The organism is Streptomyces odonnellii, from assembly GCF_000981895.1.
GTDB classification, from domain to species: Bacteria; Actinomycetota; Actinomycetes; order Streptomycetales; family Streptomycetaceae; genus Streptomyces; species Streptomyces odonnellii.
Map to the genome: position 1 here is coordinate 1 of NZ_LATD01000297.1, position 14,494 is coordinate 14,494.

The following is a 14,494-nucleotide window of genomic DNA, read 5'->3' on the forward strand; positions in this document are numbered from 1 at the left end:
CCGCCATCCTCGTCCGCGACTCCAAGCACCCCCAGGGCCCCCGCCTCACCCTCACCCCGACCTCCTGGGCCGGCTTCATCTCGTACACCCGCGAGCGCTGAGCCGCCCACGGGCGGACGGCGGACATGCCGTCTGGGCCCGCTGGACCGTGCCCGATAGGTGCTGTTAGCTGAGAAGCGGTTCCGTGGTGCCCCGGCCCGGACGAACCGGTCGATCGAGAGAGGTGCCCGGTGCAGAGACCCCGCCTGGAGGAGGTGCACCTGACCTCCTTCAAGAGCTTCACCGACCAGCGCTTGCCGCTCCAGGCACTCACCCTTCTGATCGGCCGTAACGGCAGTGGCAAGTCGAACGCGCTGGACGCTCTGACGGTCCTCTCCCGGCTGGCGCTCGGCGAGCCGGTACGGGACGCGCTCGACGGGCCTCGGCACGGCGGGGAGGAACCGATCCGCGGCGGCGCCGAGGGGTGCGCTCCGCTGGGGCGCGACGCTTTCGCCATCGGCTGCCGGGTGCGGGTCGGCGAGGCGGTGTACGACTTCGACGTCGAGATCGAGGTGCGGCCCACCGTCCGTGTCCGCCGTGAGCGGCTGGTCGCGGTGGAGGGGGTCCTGTACGGCAACAGGAGGCTGCCCTCCGGCCGCATCCTGCTGGCGACGGAACCGTACGAAATGCGTGACGACCTGCTCGCGCTGCGGTATTTCAATGGCCGGAAGGAGCTTGAGGTGGGCGGCACGCTGACCTCGGACCGGCTTGCCTGTTCCGTGGCCCCGCTGCGGGTGCCGGAGACAAGGGCCGGTGATCTCGTGGAGAAGGCGGCCGGCCATGTGCTGGCGGCGCTCAAGGAGGTCTTCCTCCTGGACCCGGTCCCGCATCTTATGCGCCGGTACGTCCCCGAGCGTGACACCGAACTGCGTCGCAGCGCGGACAATCTCAGCGCGGTGGTGAGCGAGCTGAGGCGTCACAACCCGCGGGCGTTCGACCGGCTCAAGCATTTGATCAACGGGATGCCGGAGTATCCAGTGGTCGATGTGGACACGGTCGTCACCTCTCTCGGGGACGTACAGCTCGTACTCCACGAGTCCGGGTTCCACGGCGCTGTGCACGAGATTCCCGCGCGGCTCCTCAGCGACGGGATGCTCCGCTTTCTCGCCTTCGGCACGGCGATGCTCGAAGCACCCGAGCCAACCTGTGCCGCGGATTTGATCCGGCCTGAGCGTCTCCTCGTGATCGAGGAGATCGAGAACGGGCTCTACCCCACCCAGGCCGCCCGGGTGCTGCGCCTCATGAGGGAGGAGTCGCGGCGAGGGCGGATCGAGGTCCTCTTCACCACCCACAGTCCGGCGCTGCTCAACGCGCTCACCGCGGAGGACCACCCCGGAGTCCTGGTCTGCACCCGGGACCCGGACTCGGGCGAGAGCCGGCTGACGCGTCTCACCGATCTTCCCGGGTACGTGGAGCTGCTGGCGGCCGGTGATCTGGGCGACGCCGTGATCAAGGGGCGGCTGCCGGACGCCGTACGCCCACGGGACGCCGAAGTGACCAGCGTCGAGGACTTCTTGAGGAGCCTGTGAGCAAGGGGCCCCTGAACAGGCATCGCCGCCCGGGACTCCGGCTCCCCGTCGTCGATTTCCTTGACACCTCGGTCTTCGTGGAGATCCTCGACATTCCCTTCAGGAATGATCACCGCACCGAGATCCTGGCCGAGATGGACGCCCGGCTGAAGGAAGGCGTGCGGTTCGTCCTGCCTACGGCGACCGTCGTCGAGACCGGCAATCATGTCTTCCAGATCGCCGACGGCTCGGCCCGTCGCCGCTGCGCGGGAACGTTCATGGGGCTGCTGCGCAAGACCGCCAACGGTGAGGCTCCCTGGGTGCTGCACGAGCGCACCTGGGACGGGTCCTTCCTGGTGCCCCTCTGTGACGGTGTCAGCACGGGTATGGATCTGGCCGAGCACGCCGTCCGCAAGCAGCTCGGGACGGGCGACCTGAGTATCGTGGTGGAGCGCGACCTCTACGCGTCCCGCGCGCAGGCCGAGGTCCGTATCTGGACCCTGGAGGCCACGATGGGGACCTGGGCCGAGTTGCCCTGAGAGCGGCCTGGGAGCGGATGATTGGCGCGGAGGATTCGCCGATCAGCCCGTGGGGTACGCTTTCCGGCCCGATTGGCTATGGCCCTGGCCGCTGTGGCACACTAGCCAGGTTGCTCGGTTGAGTGCCGATGCTGCGCGCCTCCCGCCGGGGGGACCGGAAGCGAGTCCCACAGTACTCGTCGTCCCAACTGCCTTACGGGCAGCGCTGGGACGGACGTACGGGAATCTTCCGGGAAGCGTCAGCGGGGCCCCGGCCAGGCGCCCGGTGGTCAGTGCACGCACATGCGGCCTGTGACCGGCTTCGCGGACTTTGGGCCGCACCCCCTCGGCTGGGAAATCCTTCGGGAGTTCTGAATAGAGGGGATGCGACACGCCCGACCGCGTGGGTCGGAGCAGAGCGCAGGCCACCAGGGTTCCAGAGCGTTACGAGAGACAGGACTACGAAGCAGCCATGGCGGGACAGAAGATCCGCATCCGGCTCAAGGCCTACGACCACGAGGTCATCGACTCATCGGCGAAGAAGATCGTCGAGACGGTGACGCGTACTGGTGCGTCGGTCGCGGGCCCGGTGCCGCTGCCCACTGAGAAGAACGTGTACTGCGTCATCAAGTCGCCGCACAAGTACAAGGACTCGCGCGAGCACTTCGAGATGCGCACGCACAAGCGCCTGATCGACATCCTCGACCCGACGCCCAAGACCGTTGACTCGCTGATGCGCCTGGACCTTCCGGCCGGCGTCGACATCGAGATCAAGCTCTGAGAGGCGCGGAAGAGATGGCTAAGCAGATCAAGGGTGTCCTGGGCGAGAAGCTCGGCATGACCCAGGTCTGGGACGAGAACAACCGTGTCGTCCCGGTGACCGTCGTCAAGGCCGGGCCCTGTGTCGTTACCCAGGTCCGTACGAATGACTCCGACGGCTACGAGTCGGTCCAGATCGCCTTCGGCGAGATCGACCCGCGCAAGGTGAACAAGCCCCTCAAGGGCCACTTCGCCAAGGCCGACGTGACCCCCCGCCGCCACCTGGTGGAGCTGCGCACCTCCGACGCCGCCGAGTACTCGCTCGGCCAGGAGATCACCGCCGCCACGTTCGAGTCCGGCGTCAAGGTCGACGTCACGGGCAAGAGCAAGGGCAAGGGCTTCGCCGGTGTCATGAAGCGTCACAACTTCAAGGGCCTCGGCGCCGGTCACGGCACCCAGCGCAAGCACCGCTCTCCCGGTTCCATCGGTGGCTGCGCCACCCCCGGCCGGGTGTTCAAGGGCCTCCGCATGGCGGGCCGCATGGGCAACGAGCGGGTCACCACCCAGAACCTGACCGTTCACGCCGTTGACGCGGAGAAGGGCCTGCTCCTGATCAAGGGCGCGGTCCCCGGTCCGAACGGCGGCCTCGTCCTGGTCCGTACCGCGGCCAAGGGGGCCTGAGGTAACCCATGAGCACCATTGACATCCTTTCGCCGGCCGGCGACAAGGCCGGGACCGTCGAGCTCCCCGCGGAGATCTTCGACGCCAAGGTCAGCATCCCGCTGATCCACCAGGTCGTCGTCGCCCAGCTCGCGGCCGCCCGGCAGGGCACGCACAAGACCAAGACCCGTGGCGAGGTCCGCGGCGGTGGCAAGAAGCCGTACCGCCAGAAGGGCACCGGCCGCGCCCGTCAGGGCTCGACCCGCGCCCCGCAGTTCGCCGGCGGTGGCGTCGTGCACGGTCCCGTACCGCGTGACTACTCGCAGCGGACCCCGAAGAAGATGAAGGCCGCCGCCCTGCGCGGTGCCCTCACCGACCGGGCCCGGCACTCCCGTATCCACGTCGTCTCCGGCGTGGTCGACGGCGACGTGTCCACGAAGGCCGCGAAGACGCTGTTCGGCAAGATCTCGGAGCGCAAGAACCTGCTCCTGGTCGCCGAGCGCGCCGACGAGGCCGCGTGGCTGTCCGCCCGCAACCTGCCCCAGGTGCACATCCTGGCGCCGGGCCAGCTCAACACGTACGACGTGCTCGTCTCCGACGACGTGGTCTTCACCCAGGCCGCCTTCGAGTCCTTCGTGTCCGGCCCGGCCCCGTCCGCCGCCGCTGCGGACGCCGACGCCTCGGGCGCCGACGACACCGAAGGGAGCGAAGCCTGATGGCCGAGGTCACCAGCAAGACCTTCACGGACCCGCGTGACATCCTCGTCAAGCCCGTGGTCTCCGAGAAGAGCTACGCGCTGCTCGACGAGAACAAGTACACGTTCATCGTCGCGCCCCACGCCAACAAGACCCAGATCAAGCAGGCCGTGGAAGCGGTCTTCTCGGTCAAGGTCGCCGGGGTCAACACGATCAACCGCCAGGGCAAGCGCAAGCGCACCCGCACCGGTTTCGGCAAGCGCGCCAACACCAAGCGCGCCATCGTGACCCTCGCTGAGGGCGACCGTATCGACATCTTCGGCGGCCCGGCCTCCTGACGGAGGACGGATCGTTCAGAAGTCCGGAATCTTCCGAGGACTGAGAAATGGGTATCCGCAAGTACAAGCCGACGACCCCGGGCCGTCGTGGCTCCAGCGTCGCCGACTTTGTCGAGATCACGCGGTCCACGCCGGAGAAGTCGCTGGTCCGCCCGCTGCACAGCAAGGGCGGCCGTAACAACGCCGGTCGTGTGACCGTCCGCCACCAGGGCGGTGGCCACAAGCGCGCCTACCGTGTGATCGACTTCCGTCGGCACGACAAGGACGGCGTGCCCGCCAAGGTCGCGCACATCGAGTACGACCCGAACCGCACCGCGCGCATCGCGCTGCTGCACTACGCCGACGGCGAGAAGCGCTACATCATCGCGCCGCGCGGCCTGGCGCAGGGCGCCCGTGTCGAGAACGGCCCGACCGCCGACATCAAGCCCGGCAACAACCTGGCGCTGCGCAACATCCCGGTCGGTACGACCATCCACGCCATCGAGCTGCGGCCCGGCGGCGGCGCGAAGTTCGCCCGCTCCGCGGGTGCCTCCGTGCAGCTTCTGGCGAAGGAGGGCTCCATGGCCCACCTCCGTATGCCGTCCGGTGAGATCCGGCTGGTCGACGTCCGCTGCCGCGCCACCATCGGCGAGGTCGGCAACGCCGAGCAGTCGAACATCAACTGGGGCAAGGCCGGCCGTATGCGCTGGAAGGGCGTCCGCCCGACCGTCCGCGGTGTGGCCATGAACCCGGTCGACCACCCGCACGGTGGTGGTGAGGGCAAGACCTCCGGTGGTCGCCACCCGGTCAGCCCGTGGGGTCAGAAGGAGGGTCGTACTCGTTCTCCCAAGAAGGCGAGCAACAAGTACATCGTCCGCCGCCGCAAGACGAACAAGAAGCGCTAGGAGCGGGTTTTCAGATGCCGCGCAGTCTCAAGAAGGGGCCCTTCGTCGACGACCACCTGATCAAGAAGGTGGATGTCCAGAACGAAGCCGGCACCAAGAACGTCATCAAGACCTGGTCCCGTCGCTCGATGATCGTCCCGGCCATGCTGGGCCACACGATCGCGGTGCACAACGGCAAGATCCATGTCCCGGTGTTCATCACCGAGTCCATGGTCGGCCACAAGCTCGGCGAGTTCTCGCCGACTCGCACCTTCCGCGGCCACGTCAAGGACGACCGGAAGTCGAAGCGCCGCTGACGCGGGGTGGAACGACTATGACTCACACCGAAGGGACAACCATGGAAGCCAGGGCCCAGGCGCGGTACATCCGCGTCACGCCCATGAAGGCCCGCCGCGTGGTGGACCTCATCCGTGGCATGGACGCCACGGAGGCTCAGGCGGTCCTGCGTTTCGCCCCGCAGGCCGCGAGCGTGCCGGTCGGCAAGGTGCTGGACAGCGCCATCGCCAACGCCGCGCACAACTACGACCACACCGACGCCTCTTCGCTGGTCATCAGCGAGGCGTACGTGGACGAGGGCCCGACCCTGAAGCGGTTCCGTCCGCGTGCCCAGGGCCGTGCCTACCGGATCCGTAAGCGGACCAGCCACATCACCGTGGTCGTCAGCAGCAAGGAAGGAACCCGGTAATGGGCCAGAAGGTTAACCCGCATGGGTTCCGGCTCGGTGTCACCACGGACTTCAAGTCCCGCTGGTACGCCGACAAGCTGTACAAGGACTACGTCAAGGAAGACGTCGCCATTCGTCGCATGATGACGAAGGGCATGGAGCGGGCCGGGATCTCGAAGGTCGAGATCGAGCGCACCCGCGACCGGGTCCGCGTCGACATCCACACCGCGCGTCCGGGCATCGTCATCGGCCGCCGTGGCGCGGAGGCCGACCGTATCCGCGGCGAGCTGGAGAAGCTCACCGGCAAGCAGGTCCAGCTCAACATCCTCGAGGTCAAGAACCCCGAGGTGGACGCGCAGCTCGTGGCGCAGGCCGTCGCCGAGCAGCTCTCCTCGCGTGTCTCCTTCCGTCGTGCCATGCGCAAGAGCATGCAGTCGACGATGAAGGCGGGCGCCAAGGGCATCAAGATCCAGTGCGGCGGCCGTCTCGGCGGCGCCGAGATGTCCCGCTCGGAGTTCTACCGCGAGGGCCGGGTGCCCCTGCACACGCTCCGCGCCAATGTGGACTACGGCTTCTTCGAGGCCAAGACCACCTTCGGCCGGATCGGCGTGAAGGTCTGGATCTACAAGGGCGACGTCAAGAACATCGCCGAGGTGCGCGCCGAGAACGCCGCGGCCCGCGCCGGCAACCGTCCGGCCCGTGGCGGCGGCAACGACCGTCCCGCCGGCCGTGGCGGCCGCGGTGGCGAGCGTGGCGGCCGTGGCCGCAAGCCGCAGCAGAACCCGGCGGCCGAGGCCCCCAAGGCCGACGCCACCGCCGCGCCGGCCGAGGCGACGTCCTCTTCTACCGGTGGAACGGAGGCCTGACCGACATGCTGATCCCCCGTAGGGTCAAGCACCGCAAGCAGCACCACCCGAAGCGCAGCGGTATGTCCAAGGGCGGCACGCAGGTCTCGTTCGGCGAGTACGGCATCCAGGCGCTGACCCCGGCCTATGTGACGAACCGTCAGATCGAGGCCGCCCGTATCGCGATGACCCGCCACATCAAGCGTGGCGGCAAGGTCTGGATCAACATCTACCCGGACCGCCCGCTCACCAAGAAGCCCGCCGAGACCCGCATGGGTTCCGGTAAGGGCTCCCCGGAGTGGTGGATCGCGAACGTCAAGCCCGGCCGGGTGATGTTCGAACTGTCCTACCCGAACGAGAAGATTGCGCGTGAGGCGCTTACCCGCGCTGCTCACAAGCTTCCGATGAAGTGCCGCATCGTCCGGCGCGAGGCAGGTGAGGCGTGATGGCGGCCGTGACCAAGGCGTCCGAACTGCGCGAGCTGGGCGACGAGGAGCTGGTGAACAAGCTCCGCGAGGCCAAGGAAGAGCTGTTCAATCTCCGCTTCCAGGCGGCGACCGGCCAGCTCGAGAATCATGGGCGGCTGAAGCTCGTCCGTAAGGACATCGCGCGGATCTACACCCTGATGCGTGAGCGCGAGCTGGGCATCGAGACGGTGGAGAGCGCCTGATGACTGAGAACAACGTGACCGAGACCACGACCGACCGCGGATTCCGCAAGACCCGTGAGGGCCTGGTCGTCAGCGACAAGATGGACAAGACCGTCGTCGTCGCTGTCGAGGACCGCGTCAAGCACGCGCTGTACGGCAAGGTCATCCGCCGTACGAACAAGCTCAAGGCGCACGACGAGCAGAACGCCGCCGGCGTCGGCGACCGCGTCCTCCTGATGGAGACCCGGCCGCTGTCCGCCACCAAGCGGTGGCGCATCGTCGAGATCCTCGAAAAGGCCAAGTAAACCCCTCCGAGGGGGAGTTCCTCCTCGGAACAGTTCCGCCAGGCTCCGGGGGCCGAGTGATCGGCCCCCGGGGAACCGGCAGACGATCAGGAGATAGACGTGATCCAGCAGGAGTCGCGACTGCGTGTCGCCGACAACACGGGTGCGAAGGAGATTCTCACCATCCGTGTTCTCGGTGGCTCCGGCCGCCGCTACGCGGGCATCGGTGACGTCATCGTCGCCACCGTCAAGGACGCGATCCCCGGTGGCAACGTGAAGAAGGGTGACGTCGTCAAGGCGGTCATCGTTCGCACCGTCAAGGAGCGCCGCCGTCCGGACGGCTCGTACATCCGCTTCGACGAGAACGCCGCCGTCATTCTGAAGAACGACGGCGACCCTCGCGGCACCCGTATCTTCGGCCCGGTGGGCCGTGAGCTGCGCGAGAAGAAGTTCATGAAGATCATCTCGCTCGCGCCGGAGGTGCTGTAGGCATGAAGATCAAGAAGGGCGACCTGGTTCAGGTCATCACCGGCAAGGACAAGGGCAAGCAGGGCAAGGTCATCGTGGCCTACCCCCGCCAGGACCGCGTCCTCGTCGAAGGTGTCAACCGGGTCAAGAAGCACACCAAGGCCGGCCAGACGGCCCGCGGTTCGCAGACCGGCGGCATCGTCACCACCGAGGCCCCCATCCACGTCAGCAATGTTCAGCTCGTCGTGGAGAAGGACGGCAAGAAGGTCGTCACCCGCGTCGGCTACCGCTTTGACGACGAGGGCAACAAGATCCGCGTTGCCAAGCGGACCGGTGAGGACATCTGATGACTGCGACCACTACCGCGCCGCGTCTGAAGCTGCGCTACCGCGAGCAGATCGCCGGCAAGCTGCGTGAGGAGTTCTCGTACGAGAACGTCATGCAGATCCCCGGCCTCGTCAAGATCGTGGTCAACATGGGTGTGGGCGACGCCGCCCGCGACTCCAAGCTGATCGAGGGTGCCATCAAGGACCTCACCACGATCACCGGCCAGAAGCCGTCCGTCACCAAGGCCCGGAAGTCCATCGCGCAGTTCAAGCTGCGCGAGGGGCAGCCGATCGGCTGCCACGTCACCCTCCGCGGTGACCGTATGTGGGAGTTCCTGGACCGTACGCTGTCGCTCGCGCTGCCGCGTATCCGTGACTTCCGCGGTCTGTCGCCCAAGCAGTTCGACGGCCGTGGCAACTACACCTTCGGTCTCACGGAGCAGGTCATGTTCCACGAGATCGACCAGGACAAGATCGACCGGGTCCGGGGCATGGACATCACCGTGGTCACCACGGCGACCAACGACGACGAGGGTCGTGCCCTCCTTCGTCACCTCGGCTTCCCGTTCAAGGAGAACTGACCGTGGCGAAGAAGGCTCTGATCGCTAAGGCCGCCCGCAAGCCGAAGTTCGGTGTGCGCGGTTACACCCGCTGCCAGCGCTGCGGCCGTCCCCACTCCGTCTACCGCAAGTTCGGCCTGTGCCGTGTGTGCCTTCGTGAGATGGCCCACCGCGGCGAGCTGCCGGGCGTCACCAAGAGCTCCTGGTAGTTCTTCCGCGGGGGAATCGCATTCCCCGTGAGGGAACCAACCAGAAGCTCTCGGTAAGCAATTGGCCGGCCGGAGCCCTGCCTCGCATGCCGTAGGCTTGTGGGGTTGGGCGCCTGCCGTCCATTCAGACTTACTACGCCGTAGGTCCCCGCACCGCACCCGTCCCGGTACTCACCGGGGAGAGGGATGGCGCATACAGGAAACCCCGGCGAGAGAGGCCGAAGGCCAATTCATGACCATGACTGATCCCATCGCAGACATGCTCACGCGTCTGCGCAACGCGAATTCGGCATACCACGACGAAGTCGTGATGCCGCACAGCAAGATCAAGTCGCATATCGCGGAGATCCTCCAGCAGGAGGGCTTCATCACCGGCTGGAAGGTCGAGGACGCCGAGGTCGGCAAGAACCTCGTCCTGGAGCTGAAGTTCGGCCCGAACCGCGAGCGTTCGATCGCCGGCATCAAGCGCATCTCCAAGCCGGGTCTGCGTGTGTACGCGAAGTCCACCAACCTGCCGAAGGTCCTGGGCGGCCTGGGCGTGGCGATCATCTCCACGTCCCACGGTCTCCTGACCGGCCAGCAGGCCAGCAAGAAGGGCGTGGGTGGGGAAGTCCTCGCCTACGTCTGGTAGTCGGGAACGGAGGAAAGGCTCATGTCGCGAATCGGCAAGCTCCCCATCCAGGTTCCCGCTGGTGTGGACGTCACCATCGATGGCCGTACGGTCGCCGTGAAGGGTCCCAAGGGCACCCTCTCGCACACCGTCGCAGCGCCGATCGAGGTCACCAAGGGCGAGGACGGCATCCTCACGGTGTCGCGCCCCAACGACGAGCGTCAGAACAAGGCCCTGCACGGCCTGTCCCGCACGCTGGTGGCGAACATGATCACCGGCGTGACCCAGGGATACGTCAAGGCGCTCGAAATCAGCGGTGTCGGTTACCGCGTCCAGGCGAAGGGCTCCAATCTGGAGTTCGCCCTGGGCTACAGCCACCCGATCCTCATCGAGGCGCCCGAAGGCATCACCTTCAAGGTCGAGTCGCCCACGAAGTTCTCCGTCGAGGGCATCGACAAGCAGAAGGTCGGCGAGGTCGCGGCGAACATCCGCAAGCTGCGGAAGCCCGACCCGTACAAGGCCAAGGGCGTCAAGTACGCCGGCGAGGTCATCCGCCGCAAGGTCGGAAAGGCTGGTAAGTAAGCCATGGCATACGGTGTGAAGATCGCCAAGGGCAAGGCCTACAAGGCCGCTGCCATCAAGCGCCGCCACATCCGCGTCCGCAAGAAGGTCTCGGGCACGCAGGAGCGCCCGCGCCTCGTCGTGACGCGTTCCAACCGCCACATGGTGGCCCAGGTCATCGACGACATCGCGGGCCACACGCTCGCGTCGGCGTCGACCCTGGACGCCTCGATCCGTGGCACCGAGGGCGACAAGAGCACCCTGGCCAAGCAGGTCGGGTCGCTGGTCGCCGAGCGTGCCAAGGCGGCCGGTATCGAGGCCGTCGTGTTCGACCGTGGTGGCAACCAGTACGCCGGGCGGATCGCCGCTCTGGCCGACGCCGCCCGCGAGGCCGGGCTGAAGTTCTAGGCCCCGGTTCCGGAGCTAGCGGACGTAACAGAGAGAGGTAGATCCAATGGCTGGACCCCAGCGCCGCGGGAGCGGTGCCGGTGGCGGCGAGCGGCGGGACCGGAAGGGCCGTGACGGCGGTTCGGCGGCCGCCGAGAAGACCGCGTACGTCGAGCGTGTCGTCGCGATCAACCGTGTCGCCAAGGTCGTGAAGGGTGGTCGTCGCTTCAGCTTCACCGCGCTGGTCGTGGTGGGCGACGGTGACGGCACCGTGGGTGTCGGTTACGGCAAGGCCAAGGAGGTGCCGGCCGCCATCGCCAAGGGCGTTGAGGAGGCCAAGAAGCACTTCTTCAAGGTCCCCCGTATCCAGGGCACCATCCCGCACCCGATCCAGGGCGAGAAGGCCGCGGGCGTCGTTCTGCTCAAGCCGGCTTCCCCCGGTACCGGCGTGATCGCCGGCGGCCCGGTGCGTGCCGTGCTGGAGTGCGCGGGCGTGCACGACATCCTGTCGAAGTCGCTCGGCTCGGACAACGCGATCAACATCGTGCACGCGACGGTGGAGGCCCTCCAGGGCCTCCAGCGCCCCGAGGAGATCGCGGCCCGCCGCGGTCTGCCCCTCGAGGACGTCGCCCCCGCGGCCCTGCTGCGGGCACGTGCGGGAGCGGGTGCGTAATGGCCCGTCTCAGGATCACGCAGACGAAGTCGTACATCGGCAGCAAGCAGAACCACCGCGACACCCTGCGCTCGCTCGGGCTCAAGCGCCTGCACGACGTGGTTGTCAAGGAGGACCGTCCCGAGTTCCGCGGCATGGTGCGCACCGTCCGCCACCTCGTGACGGTTGAGGAGGTCGACTGACATGGCGGAGAGCAACCCGCTGAAGGTCCACAACCTCCGTCCTGCCCCCGGCGCCAAGACCGCGAAGACCCGTGTGGGCCGTGGTGAGGCGTCGAAGGGCAAGACCGCGGGTCGTGGCACCAAGGGCACCAAGGCCCGTTACCAGGTTCCGGAGCGCTTCGAGGGTGGCCAGATGCCCCTCCACATGCGGCTCCCGAAGCTCAAGGGCTTCAAGAACCCGTTCCGCACCGAGTACCAGGTGGTGAACCTGGAGAAGCTCGCGGTCCTCTACCCCGAGGGCGGCGAGGTCACGGTGGCCGATCTGGTCTCCAAGGGCGCGGTACGCAAGAACAGCCCTGTCAAGGTCCTCGGCCAGGGCGAGATCTCCGTGGCACTCACGGTGACGGTGGACGCCGTCTCCGGGTCCGCCAAGGAGAAGATCGCCGCCGCGGGCGGCACCGTCACCGAGTCCGTCTGAGGCGGATCGATGGCTTGAACACCCGACCGGGGATGTCTCTCACACGAGGCATCCCCGGTTGGTCGTTCCTAGGGGGGCACAGTCGCCGGTAAGGTGGCGTGCATTGTTGCTTGTTCCTTATCCGTCGATCCTCAAGACCGTCACCCTTGACGCAGTAGCGCGGGGGTCGCAGGAGGCACCGTGCTCACCGCGTTCGCCCGGGCGTTCAAGACGCCCGACCTGCGCAAGAAGCTGCTCTTCACGCTCGGCATCATCGTGCTGTACCGGCTCGGGGCGCACATCCCCGTACCAGGTGTCAGCTACGAGAATGTCCAGACCTGTGTCGACGCGGCCCAGAAGGGCAATAACAGCCTGTTCGGCCTGGTGAACATGTTCAGCGGCGGAGCGCTGCTGCAGATCACGATCTTCGCGCTCGGCATCATGCCGTACATCACCGCGAGCATCATCCTCCAGCTCCTGACCGTGGTCATCCCCAGGCTGGAGGCCCTCAAGAAGGAGGGGCAGTCCGGCCAGGCCAAGATCACTCAGTACACCCGCTATCTGACCGTCGCCCTCGCCGTGCTCCAGGGCACCGGCCTGGTCGCCACCGCCCGCAGCGGCGCGCTCTTCAGCGGCTGCCCGGTCGCCTCGGAGATCGTGCCCGACCAGTCGATCTTCGTCACCGTCACCATGGTGATCACCATGACCGCGGGCACCGCGGCCGTGATGTGGCTCGGCGAGCTGATCACCGACCGCGGTATCGGCAACGGCATGTCCATCCTGATGTTCATCTCGATCGCGGCCGGTTTCCCGGGCGCGCTCTGGGCCATCAAGCAGAGCGGCACGCTGGCCAAGGGCTGGATCGAGTTCGGTACGGTCATCCTGATCGGCTTCGTCATGGTGGGCCTGGTCGTCTTCGTCGAGCAGGCACAGCGCCGTATCCCCGTGCAGTACGCGAAGCGCATGATCGGCCGGCGGTCGTACGGCGGTACGTCGACATACATCCCGCTCAAGGTCAACCAGGCGGGTGTGATCCCGGTCATCTTCGCGTCGTCGCTGCTCTACATCCCGGCGCTGGTCGCGCAGTTCTCCAGCTCGAACGCGGGCTGGAAGACCTGGATCGAGGCGCACTTCGTCAAGGGTGACCACCCGTACTACATCGTGACGTACTTCCTGCTGATCGTGTTCTTTGCCTTCTTCTACGTGGCGATCTCCTTCAACCCCGAAGAAGTCGCGGACAACATGAAGAAGTATGGTGGGTTCATCCCGGGTATCCGGGCAGGTCGCCCGACAGCCGAGTATCTGAGCTACGTGCTCAACAGGATCACTTGGCCGGGCTCGCTGTACCTGGGTCTGATCGCTCTTGTACCGACGATGGCGTTGGCGGGCTTCGGAGGCGCGAACCAGAACTTCCCGTTCGGCGGGACAAGCATCCTGATCATCGTGGGTGTGGGTCTGGAGACCGTGAAGCAGATCGAGAGCCAGCTTCAGCAGCGCAACTACGAAGGGTTCCTCCGCTGATGCGAATCGTCCTCGTCGGACCGCCCGGTGCCGGCAAGGGAACGCAGGCTGCGTACCTTGCCAAGAACCTCTCGGTACCGCACATCTCCACGGGCGACCTCTTCCGGGCCAACATCAGCCAGGGCACCGAGCTGGGCAAGCAGGCGAAGGCGTACATGGACGCCGGGAACCTGGTGCCCGACGAGGTGACCATCGCGATGGCTCTGGACCGGATGGCCCAGCAGGACGCCGTGAACGGCTTCCTGCTGGACGGTTTCCCGCGGAATGTGTCGCAGGCGGAGGCGCTGGACGAGGCGCTCAAGCGCGAGGGTCTGAAGCTGGACGCGGTGCTGGACCTGGAGGTCCCCGAGGACGAGGTCGTACGGCGGATCGCCGGCCGGCGGATCTGCCGCAACGACAGCGCGCATGTGTTTCACGTGACGTACAGCCCGCCGCAGAAGGAGGGCGTCTGTGACCACTGCGGAGGCGAGCTGTACCAGCGGGACGACGACTCCGAGGAGACGGTACGGACCCGGCTGGAGGTCTATCACACCCAGACGGAGCCGATCATCGACCACTACCGGGCCCAGGGCCTGGTGGTGACGATCTCCGCGCTCGGCAAGGTCACCGAGGTGACCGAGCGTGCGATGGAGGCGCTCCAGAAGGACCGGGCCGCACAGGCCTGACCGAGCAAGGCAAGCCGGCTTACGGCCGTGGCGTCCCCCGGGCACCACGGCCG

The 14,494-nt window shown here is 66.9% G+C and carries 26 protein-coding genes; all 26 read left to right on the top strand.

What is annotated here, in order from left to right; genetic code table 11:
• The first annotated feature begins 5 nt into the window (after positions 1-5).
• A complete protein-coding gene (locus tag WH07_RS36730) occupies positions 6-101 on the top strand; it encodes a DUF397 domain-containing protein (protein ID WP_232789062.1) in 96 nt (31 codons plus the stop codon).
• 129 nt (positions 102-230) lie between these two features.
• Positions 231-1,568: an AAA family ATPase gene (locus WH07_RS25570; protein ID WP_046504614.1), complete on the top strand. Its 1,338-nt coding sequence runs from the start codon at positions 231-233 to the stop codon at positions 1,566-1,568.
• The gene (locus tag WH07_RS25575; protein WP_052744562.1) at positions 1,565-2,086 is read left to right on the top strand and encodes a hypothetical protein; all 522 of its coding nucleotides are present in this window, start codon (positions 1,565-1,567) and stop codon (positions 2,084-2,086) included. Before WH07_RS25570 ends, WH07_RS25575 begins: the two co-directional genes overlap by 4 nt.
• A gap of 451 nt (positions 2,087-2,537) precedes the next feature.
• Positions 2,538-2,846, top strand: a complete 309-nt coding sequence (gene rpsJ, locus WH07_RS25580) for a 30S ribosomal protein S10 (RefSeq protein WP_003948644.1) — start codon at positions 2,538-2,540, stop codon at positions 2,844-2,846.
• Positions 2,847-2,860: 14 nt separating this feature from the next.
• Positions 2,861-3,505: a 50S ribosomal protein L3 gene (gene rplC, locus WH07_RS25585; protein WP_046504621.1), complete on the top strand. Its 645-nt coding sequence runs from the start codon at positions 2,861-2,863 to the stop codon at positions 3,503-3,505.
• Positions 3,506-3,513: 8 nt separating this feature from the next.
• Positions 3,514-4,200, top strand: coding sequence for a 50S ribosomal protein L4 (rplD, locus tag WH07_RS25590; RefSeq protein WP_046504622.1), 687 nt, complete (start codon positions 3,514-3,516; stop codon positions 4,198-4,200).
• Positions 4,200-4,517: a 50S ribosomal protein L23 gene (rplW, locus tag WH07_RS25595; RefSeq protein ID WP_046504624.1), complete on the top strand. Its 318-nt coding sequence runs from the start codon at positions 4,200-4,202 to the stop codon at positions 4,515-4,517. Before rplD ends, rplW begins: the two co-directional genes overlap by 1 nt.
• A gap of 47 nt (positions 4,518-4,564) precedes the next feature.
• Positions 4,565-5,401, top strand: coding sequence for a 50S ribosomal protein L2 (rplB, locus tag WH07_RS25600; protein WP_046504626.1), 837 nt, complete (start codon positions 4,565-4,567; stop codon positions 5,399-5,401).
• Positions 5,402-5,415: 14 nt separating this feature from the next.
• Positions 5,416-5,697 carry a 30S ribosomal protein S19 gene (gene rpsS / locus WH07_RS25605; RefSeq protein WP_030742199.1) on the top strand — a complete coding sequence of 94 codons (282 nt, stop codon included), beginning with the start codon at positions 5,416-5,418 and terminating at the stop codon, positions 5,695-5,697.
• A 41-nt stretch (positions 5,698-5,738) separates the two neighbouring features.
• Positions 5,739-6,086 carry a 50S ribosomal protein L22 gene (gene rplV, locus WH07_RS25610; RefSeq protein ID WP_004571827.1) on the top strand — a complete coding sequence of 116 codons (348 nt, stop codon included), beginning with the start codon at positions 5,739-5,741 and terminating at the stop codon, positions 6,084-6,086.
• Entirely contained in the window at positions 6,086-6,931 is an 846-nt protein-coding gene (rpsC, locus tag WH07_RS25615) for a 30S ribosomal protein S3 (protein WP_046504630.1), read from the top strand. The genes rplV and rpsC overlap by 1 nt, the downstream gene beginning before the upstream one ends.
• Before the next feature lie 5 nt (positions 6,932-6,936).
• Positions 6,937-7,356, top strand: coding sequence for a 50S ribosomal protein L16 (rplP, locus tag WH07_RS25620; protein ID WP_046504633.1), 420 nt, complete (start codon positions 6,937-6,939; stop codon positions 7,354-7,356).
• Positions 7,356-7,580: a 50S ribosomal protein L29 gene (rpmC, locus tag WH07_RS25625; protein ID WP_046504635.1), complete on the top strand. Its 225-nt coding sequence runs from the start codon at positions 7,356-7,358 to the stop codon at positions 7,578-7,580. The genes rplP and rpmC overlap by 1 nt, the downstream gene beginning before the upstream one ends.
• The gene (gene rpsQ, locus WH07_RS25630; protein ID WP_046504638.1) at positions 7,580-7,864 is read left to right on the top strand and encodes a 30S ribosomal protein S17; all 285 of its coding nucleotides are present in this window, start codon (positions 7,580-7,582) and stop codon (positions 7,862-7,864) included. The genes rpmC and rpsQ overlap by 1 nt, the downstream gene beginning before the upstream one ends.
• 99 nt (positions 7,865-7,963) lie before the next feature.
• Positions 7,964-8,332, top strand: coding sequence for a 50S ribosomal protein L14 (rplN, locus tag WH07_RS25635; RefSeq protein ID WP_003974257.1), 369 nt, complete (start codon positions 7,964-7,966; stop codon positions 8,330-8,332).
• A gap of 2 nt (positions 8,333-8,334) precedes the next feature.
• Positions 8,335-8,658 carry a 50S ribosomal protein L24 gene (rplX, locus tag WH07_RS25640; protein ID WP_046504642.1) on the top strand — a complete coding sequence of 108 codons (324 nt, stop codon included), beginning with the start codon at positions 8,335-8,337 and terminating at the stop codon, positions 8,656-8,658.
• Positions 8,658-9,218: a 50S ribosomal protein L5 gene (gene rplE / locus WH07_RS25645; protein WP_046504645.1), complete on the top strand. Its 561-nt coding sequence runs from the start codon at positions 8,658-8,660 to the stop codon at positions 9,216-9,218. The genes rplX and rplE overlap by 1 nt, the downstream gene beginning before the upstream one ends.
• 2 nt (positions 9,219-9,220) lie before the next feature.
• Positions 9,221-9,406: a type Z 30S ribosomal protein S14 gene (locus tag WH07_RS25650; RefSeq protein ID WP_003948630.1), complete on the top strand. Its 186-nt coding sequence runs from the start codon at positions 9,221-9,223 to the stop codon at positions 9,404-9,406.
• A gap of 232 nt (positions 9,407-9,638) precedes the next feature.
• A complete protein-coding gene (rpsH, locus tag WH07_RS25655; RefSeq protein WP_046504649.1) occupies positions 9,639-10,037 on the top strand; it encodes a 30S ribosomal protein S8 in 399 nt (132 codons plus the stop codon).
• Positions 10,038-10,058: 21 nt separating this feature from the next.
• Positions 10,059-10,598, top strand: a complete 540-nt coding sequence (rplF, locus tag WH07_RS25660) for a 50S ribosomal protein L6 (RefSeq protein WP_046504651.1) — start codon at positions 10,059-10,061, stop codon at positions 10,596-10,598.
• Between the two features lie 3 nt (positions 10,599-10,601).
• Positions 10,602-10,985, top strand: a complete 384-nt coding sequence (gene rplR, locus WH07_RS25665) for a 50S ribosomal protein L18 (RefSeq protein ID WP_046504654.1) — start codon at positions 10,602-10,604, stop codon at positions 10,983-10,985.
• A 46-nt stretch (positions 10,986-11,031) separates the two neighbouring features.
• Positions 11,032-11,637, top strand: coding sequence for a 30S ribosomal protein S5 (gene rpsE / locus WH07_RS25670; protein WP_046504656.1), 606 nt, complete (start codon positions 11,032-11,034; stop codon positions 11,635-11,637).
• Positions 11,637-11,819 carry a 50S ribosomal protein L30 gene (rpmD, locus tag WH07_RS25675; RefSeq protein ID WP_046504659.1) on the top strand — a complete coding sequence of 61 codons (183 nt, stop codon included), beginning with the start codon at positions 11,637-11,639 and terminating at the stop codon, positions 11,817-11,819. The genes rpsE and rpmD overlap by 1 nt, the downstream gene beginning before the upstream one ends.
• A 1-nt stretch (position 11,820) precedes the next feature.
• Positions 11,821-12,276, top strand: a complete 456-nt coding sequence (gene rplO / locus WH07_RS25680; protein WP_046504661.1) for a 50S ribosomal protein L15 — start codon at positions 11,821-11,823, stop codon at positions 12,274-12,276.
• Positions 12,277-12,456: 180 nt separating this feature from the next.
• Positions 12,457-13,776 (top strand): preprotein translocase subunit SecY, encoded by a 1,320-nt coding sequence (secY, locus tag WH07_RS25685; RefSeq protein ID WP_046504664.1) that lies wholly within the window; start codon positions 12,457-12,459, stop codon positions 13,774-13,776.
• A complete protein-coding gene (locus WH07_RS25690) occupies positions 13,776-14,441 on the top strand; it encodes an adenylate kinase (RefSeq protein WP_046504667.1) in 666 nt (221 codons plus the stop codon). The genes secY and WH07_RS25690 overlap by 1 nt, the downstream gene beginning before the upstream one ends.
• The last annotated feature ends 53 nt before the right edge of the window (positions 14,442-14,494 follow it).

Bases quoted from the DNA above. Each gene is read 5' to 3' on its own strand.
- rplX (WP_046504642.1), top strand. From the start codon at position 8,335: ATGAAGATCAAGAAGGGCGACCTGGTTCAGGTCATCACCGGCAAGGAC.
- rpmD (WP_046504659.1), top strand. From the start codon at position 11,637: ATGGCCCGTCTCAGGATCACGCAGACGAAGTCGTACATCGGCAGCAAG.
- WH07_RS25690 (WP_046504667.1), top strand. From the start codon at position 13,776: ATGCGAATCGTCCTCGTCGGACCGCCCGGTGCCGGCAAGGGAACGCAG.
- rplF (WP_046504651.1), top strand. From the start codon at position 10,059: ATGTCGCGAATCGGCAAGCTCCCCATCCAGGTTCCCGCTGGTGTGGAC.
- rplW (WP_046504624.1), top strand. From the start codon at position 4,200: ATGGCCGAGGTCACCAGCAAGACCTTCACGGACCCGCGTGACATCCTC.
- rpmC (WP_046504635.1), top strand. From the start codon at position 7,356: ATGGCGGCCGTGACCAAGGCGTCCGAACTGCGCGAGCTGGGCGACGAG.
- rpsE (WP_046504656.1), top strand. From the start codon at position 11,032: ATGGCTGGACCCCAGCGCCGCGGGAGCGGTGCCGGTGGCGGCGAGCGG.
- rplR (WP_046504654.1), top strand. From the start codon at position 10,602: ATGGCATACGGTGTGAAGATCGCCAAGGGCAAGGCCTACAAGGCCGCT.
- rpsQ (WP_046504638.1), top strand. From the start codon at position 7,580: ATGACTGAGAACAACGTGACCGAGACCACGACCGACCGCGGATTCCGC.
- rplV (WP_004571827.1), top strand. From the start codon at position 5,739: ATGGAAGCCAGGGCCCAGGCGCGGTACATCCGCGTCACGCCCATGAAG.
- rpsH (WP_046504649.1), top strand. From the start codon at position 9,639: ATGACCATGACTGATCCCATCGCAGACATGCTCACGCGTCTGCGCAAC.
- rplP (WP_046504633.1), top strand. From the start codon at position 6,937: ATGCTGATCCCCCGTAGGGTCAAGCACCGCAAGCAGCACCACCCGAAG.
- rpsC (WP_046504630.1), top strand. From the start codon at position 6,086: ATGGGCCAGAAGGTTAACCCGCATGGGTTCCGGCTCGGTGTCACCACG.
- rplE (WP_046504645.1), top strand. From the start codon at position 8,658: ATGACTGCGACCACTACCGCGCCGCGTCTGAAGCTGCGCTACCGCGAG.
- rplO (WP_046504661.1), top strand. From the start codon at position 11,821: ATGGCGGAGAGCAACCCGCTGAAGGTCCACAACCTCCGTCCTGCCCCC.
- rplD (WP_046504622.1), top strand. From the start codon at position 3,514: ATGAGCACCATTGACATCCTTTCGCCGGCCGGCGACAAGGCCGGGACC.
- rpsS (WP_030742199.1), top strand. From the start codon at position 5,416: ATGCCGCGCAGTCTCAAGAAGGGGCCCTTCGTCGACGACCACCTGATC.
- rpsJ (WP_003948644.1), top strand. From the start codon at position 2,538: ATGGCGGGACAGAAGATCCGCATCCGGCTCAAGGCCTACGACCACGAG.
- rplC (WP_046504621.1), top strand. From the start codon at position 2,861: ATGGCTAAGCAGATCAAGGGTGTCCTGGGCGAGAAGCTCGGCATGACC.
- rplB (WP_046504626.1), top strand. From the start codon at position 4,565: ATGGGTATCCGCAAGTACAAGCCGACGACCCCGGGCCGTCGTGGCTCC.